The following is a 7,492-nucleotide window of genomic DNA, read 5'->3' on the forward strand; positions in this document are numbered from 1 at the left end:
CGGGCTGTGGGAGCCGACGGATGGGTGGAACGAAACCTGGGCCCACGATCGGCTCTGGAGTTAACCGTCCCCACCTGGGAGCCGCCCGGGACGTGCCCGGGCGGCTCCGCCGCCTTTTCCCGCCCCCAGGCCATTCATTGCCTCTCCTTCCCAGGCCGGCTCTGGCCGTCTCGTTCGGGGGTCATGGAGGAAACCACCCTCCGAGAGCGAATGATGACTGTGGTAACGACTACATAAAAAGGAATCTATAACCTGCGTAAAATGGGCATGTAATCGATTCCACATATACGTTCCGGGAGGTGGCTCGTGGTGGCGCGGCGATCAAGCAAGCGGGGGACCATCCAAGAAGTTGCCCGGCTGGCTGGTGTCTCGCCCGCGACCGTCTCCCGGGTGCTGAACAACCACCCCCGGACGTCCCCCGAGACCCGGAGGCGGGTGCTGGACGCGGTGGCTCAGCTGGGCTACGTCCCCGACCACACGGCCCGAAGCCTCAAGACGGGGAACGTGGGCGAGATCGCCCTGGCCGTCCCGGACATCGGCAACCCCGTCTACGTGGCCATCGCCAAGGCGGTTCACGAGGTGGCCGCCCGCCGCGGGTGGTGGCTCTCCCTGATCAGCACCGAAGGGTCCCAGACGGAGGAGCTCCGGGCCCTGCGGGCCTTGGCCGGCAACCGGATTGACGGCCTGATCATCACCTCCCTCACGGTGAGCCAGGCCTTCCTCCGGGCCCTGGAGCCTGTTCAGGGCCGGGTGGTGGTGATCGGGCGGGTCCCCGATGAGACGCCCGTCGACAACGTCCGGGTGGAGTCGGAGGTGGGGGCCAAGCTGGCCGTTGAGCACCTGATCGATCTGGGTTGCCAGAGGATCGGGTTCATCAACGGCGTGCAGGGCACCGTCCCGTCCACCTCCCGGATTGAGGGGTACCGGCTGGGCTTGGCCAGCCGGGGCATGGAGTACGACCCCAAGCTGGTGGTGGAGAGCGACTTTACCATCATGGGCGGCTATGAGGCCATCGACCGGCTGCTCGAGCAGGCGCCCGACCTGGATGGGGTCTTTGCGGCCAACGACGCCATGGCCATCGGCGTGCTGCGCCGGCTCCGGGAGCGGGGCATCCGGGTGCCCCACGACGTGGCCGTCATCGGCATGGACGACATCGACCTCTGCCGCATCGCCACCCCCACCTTGTCGACGGTCACCCTCCTGGCCGCCGAGCGGGGGAGGATCGCGGGGGAGCTCCTCCTGGACCGGATCGAGGGGCGGGCGCAGGGGGAGTGGCAGCGGGTGACCGTCCTCCCGCGGCTCATCGTGCGGGAGTCCACCAGCCTGCTCCGCGTGGAGCGGGTCGGCCCGCCGCACCAGGACCCGAATGTAGGGAGGCAGGGCTGATGCACGGGAAAGCCCGCACCGGACCATCCCTTTGGCTCCTCATTCCAGCGGTCTTGCCCATTCTTCTCCTTTCGGTGATCCCCTTGCTCCAGGGCATGTCCTTGGGCTTCACCGACTACCGCCTGGGGCCCCGGGAGCCTCAGTTCACCGGCCTGGACAACTACCAGTACATGCTGACGGACTACAAGTTCTGGTCTTCCTTCAAGACGGGGGCCATCTGGGCCGTCGCCGTCACCGCCGGTGAGATCATCCTGGGCTTGGGGCTGGCCCTCCTCCTCAACGCGGGGCTCCCCCTTCAGGGCCTGGCCCGGGTGCTCATCTTGATCCCGTGGGCCATGCCGCCGGTGGTCAAGGGGCTGGTCTGGCGGATGGTCTACCATCCCACCGTCGGGCTCCTCAACCGGACCCTGATCCAGCTGGGCCTCTTGGAGACGCCCATCAACTGGCTGGGGGACTACACCTGGACCCTCCCGGCTGCCATCGTCGTCGGGATCTGGGCGGGGCTGCCCCTGGCGTCGGTTATGCTGCTGGCCGCCTTGCAGACCATCCCCCAGGAACTGAAGGAGGCGGCGGCTCTGGACGGCGCCAACGGCTGGGGCCAGTTCTGGCACGTGGTGCTCCCGCTTTTGGTGCCGGTCATCGTGGCGTTGAGCACCATCGAGCTGATCTGGAACTTCAACTCCTTCGGCCTGATCTACGTCCTCACCGAAGGGGGTCCGGGCGATACCACCCGGCTGCCCATGCTCTACGCGTACGAGGAGGGTTTCCGCTACGGCAACTTGGGCTACGCGGCGGCCCTGGGCAACGTGATGGTGCTCGCCATGCTGGTGCTGATCTACTTCTACGTCCGGCGGTCGAGCCGGGAGGTGGCGTAGGATGGCCCGTCCTCTGTTGAGCAGGGCCCGTCCGGTCTGGACGAGGCGGCTGGTGCGAACGGGGCTCTTCCTGGTGCTCATGCTCTATGTGGTCTTCATGGCCTTCCCCCTCTTCTGGCTGGTCCTCACCTCCTTCAAGACCCAAGGGGAGGTCGTGATGGCCACCTCCTTCTGGCCCCAGGGCCTCCACTGGGCGAACTACCGGGATGCCCTCTTCACTCAGGGCATCTTCCAGAGCGTCAAGAACAGCTTGAAGGTGAGCCTCGTCGCCGCCCTGGCTACCCTGGCCGTGGCCGCGCCGGCCGCCTACGTCACCGCCCGGCGGGGAGGGCTGGTCGAGAAGCTCTTCCGGGGCTGGATCCTCGCCACCCAAACCTTCCCGCACATCCTCATCATCGTGCCGCTCTTCATCATCCTGGCGGGCCTGTCGTTGACCAACACCCATACGGGGTTGAGTCTGGTCTACGTTGTGGCCAACCTGCCCTTTGTCCTGTGGATGCTCTTCGGCTACGTGCGGTCGGTGCCCGTCGAGCTGGAAGAGGCGGCCGCGGTCGATGGGGCGAGCGGCACCCAGATCCTGATTCACATCCTCATCCCGCTCATGATTCCAGGGCTGGTGGCGACGGGGATGTACGCCTTCATCACCGCGTGGAACGAGTTTTTCTTCGCCTTGGTCCTTCTGAAGGAGCCGGAGCTCCTCACGATCCAGGTCAACCTGGCGCGCTTCCGAGGCGTGGAAGGTTTCGTCCGCTGGGGGCCCCTGGCGGCCGGAAGTGTCCTGGCGACCTTGCCTGCCCTCGCGGTCTTCGCCTTCGTTCAGCGGGGGCTGATCGCGGGGCTGATGGCAGGGAGCCTGAAGCAGTAGGCCCCGGTGTGGACCTGACGCGTGTCCCAGGCACACCCGGCGACGGAAGAACTGGTGTCTGCATCCAGACGCCCGGCACAGAAAGGGGAGGTCTGATGAGGACAGCACGCTATCTGGCCGTAGCGCTTGCTCTGCTGCTGGTCGTTTCCGCAGCGACCCCGTTGGTCTCGGCTCAGGAGCCGGTCCGCTTGCGCTTTGTCAGCCTGGCCTGGCAAGAGGACGCCATCGCGGCGGTGAAAGCCCTGGTGGCCGAGTGGAACCGGACCCATCCCAACATCCAGGTGGAGTACCAGCAGGTCGATTGGGGCTCCATCCACGACTACCTGGTCACCTCCTTCCAGACGGGGGATGTGCCTGACGTCTTCCACTACGAGTCACCCCAGATGCTCGACTTCGGCCGGATGGGCTACCTGACCGATCTGGCCCCCCTGATCTCCGATGACCTGCGCAACGATGTGCTCCCCAACTTCTGGGAGACGGTCTCCATCGACGGGGCCATCTACGGCGTGCCGTACATTGTCGAGCCCTTCATCGTCCTGTACAACAAGGATCTCTTTGAGCAGGAAGGGATCGAGGTCGACCCGAGCGAGCCCATGACCTGGGACGAGCTGCGGGCCATCGCCAAGCGCCTGACCAAGGACCTGGACGGCGACGGACGCATCGACCAGTACGGTGCGGGCCTGCCCCTGCGGAGCCCGGCCAACCGCATCCTCAACCTGAGCATGGCCTTTGACGGGCAGTTCTTCTACCAGGAGAACGGCCGCTGGGTCCTCCGGGTTGGCGAGGATGAGCTGGCTCTGCCCAAGCTCCTCCACGACATGATGTACGTCGATGGCTCCATGGCCACGGAGGGCGTGGGCCTGAGCAGCTCCGAGCTGATGGCCGGTTTCCTTCAGGGCCGCTACGCCATGATCCCCGGTGTGGGCGCCTTCACCCGCCATGACCTGGCTGCGTTGGCCTCGGACAGCTTCCGCTGGGGCGTGCTCCCGCACCCCAAGGCGACCAGCGCGCGGCAGGGCGCGGTCTCCCAGACCCTGAGCATCCCGGCGGCGTCCAAGCACCCCCGGGAGGCCATGGCGTTCATCGAGTTCATGATGACCACCGAGAACATGGCGCGGCTGGCCTACAACGACTGGCTCCTGCCCACCCGGCAGTCCTCCCTGGAGCTGCCCGTCTTCACCACGGAGGAGTACGGGTGGGACGTGGTGAGCGCTTCGGCCGCCTCCCTCTCCATGGCCAACTGGCAGGTGGTGCCCGGCTACGAAGAGGTGCGGTCTAAGGTGCTCAACCCCCTGCTGCAGGAGTACTTCTACGACCGCATCGACGAGGCCACGCTGGTCCAGCGCATCGAGCGGGAAGGCAATCGGATCCTGGAGCGGTACCGCTAGGGAGCCGCTCCCCAGAAGGCGGCTGGCGTGAGCGCGGCGCGCTCACGCCAGCGCCAAGCTGGCCCGGCGTGCCAGAGCTCGCCGAGCACCCCTGTTCCGCCGAGGAGGAAGCGACCATGGCAACCGAACGTGAACGACTTGTCCAAGACCGGGTTCTGGCTGTCTCCAAGAGTGTGGGCTGCCTCTTGGGGCTGGCCGTTGGCGATGCCCTAGGGGATGCGGGGCGAGACCAGGAGCTGCGCAACCGGTACGGCATCATCACCCACCTGCCGGAAGGGGTCGCCGGGACCGATGACACGGAGTTTGCTGTCTTGACGGCCCGCATGCTGGTGGATGGCCGGGGCGAGCTGACCCGGGAGGGGGTCCTGGAGGCCTGGCACCGGTACGTCCTCCAGCAGGGCGGGGTGCAGGACCGGGCCGGCCGGCCCATCCACGGGGCCGCGTACAACCTGAGCCGGGGGATGCAGCCGCCCCTGTCGGGCATGGACAACGTCATGAACAACGACGACGGGGCTGCCATGCGGGCCGCTCCCATCGGGATCGTGGCGGCCGGAGACCCGGACCGGGCGGCCCGCCTGGCGGCCATCGACGCTGAGATCAGCCACGCGGGCGACGGGCTCCACGCCGCGCAGGCGGTGGCCGCCAGCGTCGCGGTCGCCATGGTGGGCGGCAGCGCAGAGGAGATTGTGGAGGCAGGGCTCGCCCAGATCCCCGAGGAGAGCTGGCTGGGCCGGGCCATGCGCCGGGCCATGGCCCTCTGCGACGAGAAGGGCTCCATTCAGGAGGCCTGGCGGAGCCTCCACGACGACTTCTGGACGCCTCTGCACTCTGTCAGCGCCGAGGCGATCCCCCAGGCGTACGCCATCATCCGCCTCACGGGGGCAGACTTCCACACGGGCCTTTTCTGGGCGGCCAACTTCGGCCGCGACGCAGACACCATCGCCGCCATCGTCGGCGCGGTGAGCGGCGCTCGAGCCGGCGCGGAGGTGATCCCCAGGGAGTGGATCGAGGCCGTCCGCCGGCCGGCGGGCGTCTCCTTGCGCTTCGCGGCCCAAGAGGACCTGGTCAGCTTGGCCGAAGCGCTAGCCGGCCTGATCCAGTGAGCCCTGTGGCGACCTTTTCCAGGAGGAGCTGAACGGCGTGCAACCGCAGCCTGATCTCTTCGACCGCATCTACGGGAGCTTGGCCGGGCTGGCCTTAGGCGACGCCCTGGGCTTTCCGGCCATGTACCACCGGACCCTGCTCGGCCGGCCCAAGAGTCGGGCCCGGCTCCGGATTTGGACCGAGGTGGGCGACCAGCACAACATCCTGGTCACCCAGATGCCTTACGTCATCGCCCGCAACCCCCGGGTCCTGGAGGTCTGCCCTACCGACGACACCGAGTGGGCCCTCTTCAGCGCCCAGATTCTCATCAAGCACGGGCGGGCCCCCTCCGCCGATGTGTACCAGCGGGTTTGGCAGGAGGAGATCCTCCCGCTAGAGCGGGAGATCCGCTCCGGGGTGAGCGAGCGGGCGGCCATGGAGAACTTCAAGCGGGGCCTGGTGCCGCCCACCACCGGCAACGACAACCCCCATCACTTCGACGATGGGGCCGTCCGCCGGGCGGTGCCCATCGGGCTGGTCCATCCCGGCGAGCCAGAGGCGGCCGCCGCGGTGGTGGAGCGGGACGCGTCGGTCACCTCGGCGGAGGATGGGATCTGGGCCGCCCAGGCCATGGCGGCCGCGCTGGCCGTAGGGCTGGCCGGGGCGAGCATCCCCGAGATGATCGAGACGGCACGGCGGTTCATGCCGGCGGGATCGTGGCTCGCCTACAACACCGAGCGGGCCCTGGAGCTGGTGCCCCGGGGGACCAGCCTGGCCGACGCCCTGGTGAACCTCCACGACCAGTTCCTCAGCCCCATCTACAACTACCCCAACGTGGCGCCGGAGACGGTGCCCCTGGCCCTGGCCCTTCTCTCCCTGGAGCTGGAGTCGGTCCAGGAGGCCCTCCTCTTCGCCAACATGTTCCACCGGGCGGCGGAGTCGATGCCCGCCTGGGTGGGGGCGCTGTACGGGGTGGTCTACGGCGCATCCACCATCCCCGAGAGCTGGCGGCGTTGGGCCGACCGGTGCAAGGGCATCTGCCTGCCCCAGATGGCAGGGGTCTCGGTGCAGGAGGTGGCAGGCCAGCTGGGAGCGCTGGCCAGCGGTCGGACGGAAGGAGGGGCTGAGGAAGCATGAGCGCAGGAACCAAGACCGATCTGTTCGAGCGGGGATACGGCTCCTTGGCAGGGCTGGCCGTGGCCGACGCCCTGGGGGCTCCGGCGGAAGGGAGCGACCCGGCCACCATCCGGAAGACCTACGGGCGGATCACCGATTTTCTCACCGACGAGCCGGCGGGCACCGATGACACCGAGTACGCCATGCTGACCGCCCAGATCCTCCTCAAGTACGGCAAAGAGCTGCAGCCGGAGGATGTCGCCCGGGAGTGGACCGAGACCCTGATCCACCAGCAGGAGTTCCAGAAGGGCGGTTTCAGCGAGATCTGCGCGGTGGTCAACCTCCGGCGAGGGCTGAGCGCGCCCTTCAGCGGCCGGTACAACTACGAGATGTGGAGCGACGGTGCCGCCATGCGGATCGCCCCCGTTGGGGTGGCCTGTGCCGGCTCGCCCGAGGAGGCGGCGAGGCTGGCGGCCATCGACGCTAGCGTGAGCCACCACCGGGACGGCATCTACTGCGCCCAGGCCGTCGCCGCCGCGGTCGCCCAGGCCATGGTGGCCGACGATCCCGAGACGGTCATCGAGGCGGGTCTGGCCGCGATGCCGGAGGACTCCTGGTCGTACCGGACCATCCAGCGGGCGGTGGCCATCGGGCGGAAGTACGTTGATCCCTTTGAGGCCATCGATGAGCTCTACCAGGATGTGATCGTGCCGTACTACGTCTGGGCCGACATGGCGCCCGAGGCGACCGCCCTCGCCTTCGGCCTCTTGGCCAGTGCC

Annotated in this window: 7 protein-coding genes; all 7 read left to right on the plus strand. The window is 67.9% G+C overall.

The genetic code is table 11. The features are described 5' to 3' along the window. Window positions 1-309 precede the first annotated feature (309 nt). Window positions 310-1,386 (plus strand): LacI family DNA-binding transcriptional regulator, encoded by a 1,077-nt coding sequence (locus FWJ67_RS10300; RefSeq protein ID WP_304172222.1) that lies wholly within the window; start codon window positions 310-312, stop codon window positions 1,384-1,386. Then, the gene (locus FWJ67_RS10305) at window positions 1,386-2,261 is read left to right on the plus strand and encodes a carbohydrate ABC transporter permease (RefSeq protein WP_304172220.1); all 876 of its coding nucleotides are present in this window, start codon (window positions 1,386-1,388) and stop codon (window positions 2,259-2,261) included. The genes FWJ67_RS10300 and FWJ67_RS10305 overlap by 1 nt, the downstream gene beginning before the upstream one ends. A gap of 1 nt (window position 2,262) precedes the next feature. After that, the gene (locus FWJ67_RS10310; protein WP_304172218.1) at window positions 2,263-3,126 is read left to right on the plus strand and encodes a carbohydrate ABC transporter permease; all 864 of its coding nucleotides are present in this window, start codon (window positions 2,263-2,265) and stop codon (window positions 3,124-3,126) included. Between the two features lie 95 nt (window positions 3,127-3,221). Then, the gene (locus FWJ67_RS10315; RefSeq protein WP_414482415.1) at window positions 3,222-4,514 is read left to right on the plus strand and encodes an ABC transporter substrate-binding protein; all 1,293 of its coding nucleotides are present in this window, start codon (window positions 3,222-3,224) and stop codon (window positions 4,512-4,514) included. Window positions 4,515-4,630: 116 nt separating this feature from the next. Continuing rightward, complete coding sequence (locus FWJ67_RS10320) at window positions 4,631-5,617, plus strand: ADP-ribosylglycohydrolase family protein (RefSeq protein ID WP_304172214.1); 987 nt, start codon at window positions 4,631-4,633, stop codon at window positions 5,615-5,617. Between the two features lie 37 nt (window positions 5,618-5,654). Continuing rightward, the gene (locus FWJ67_RS10325) at window positions 5,655-6,734 is read left to right on the plus strand and encodes an ADP-ribosylglycohydrolase family protein (RefSeq protein WP_414482414.1); all 1,080 of its coding nucleotides are present in this window, start codon (window positions 5,655-5,657) and stop codon (window positions 6,732-6,734) included. Then, window positions 6,731-7,492 (plus strand): ADP-ribosylglycohydrolase family protein (locus FWJ67_RS10330; protein WP_414482784.1); only part of this gene is annotated, 762 nt, incomplete at its 3' end. The genes FWJ67_RS10325 and FWJ67_RS10330, both read left to right, overlap by 4 nt.

This window comes from Limnochorda sp. (genome assembly GCF_047459355.1).
Lineage (GTDB): Bacteria > Bacillota > Limnochordia > Limnochordales > Limnochordaceae > Limnochorda.

Bases quoted from the DNA above. Each gene is read 5' to 3' on its own strand.
- FWJ67_RS10305 (WP_304172220.1), top strand. From the start codon at position 1,386: ATGCACGGGAAAGCCCGCACCGGACCATCCCTTTGGCTCCTCATTCCA.
- FWJ67_RS10310 (WP_304172218.1), top strand. From the start codon at position 2,263: ATGGCCCGTCCTCTGTTGAGCAGGGCCCGTCCGGTCTGGACGAGGCGG.
- FWJ67_RS10315 (WP_414482415.1), top strand. From the start codon at position 3,222: ATGAGGACAGCACGCTATCTGGCCGTAGCGCTTGCTCTGCTGCTGGTC.
- FWJ67_RS10320 (WP_304172214.1), top strand. From the start codon at position 4,631: ATGGCAACCGAACGTGAACGACTTGTCCAAGACCGGGTTCTGGCTGTC.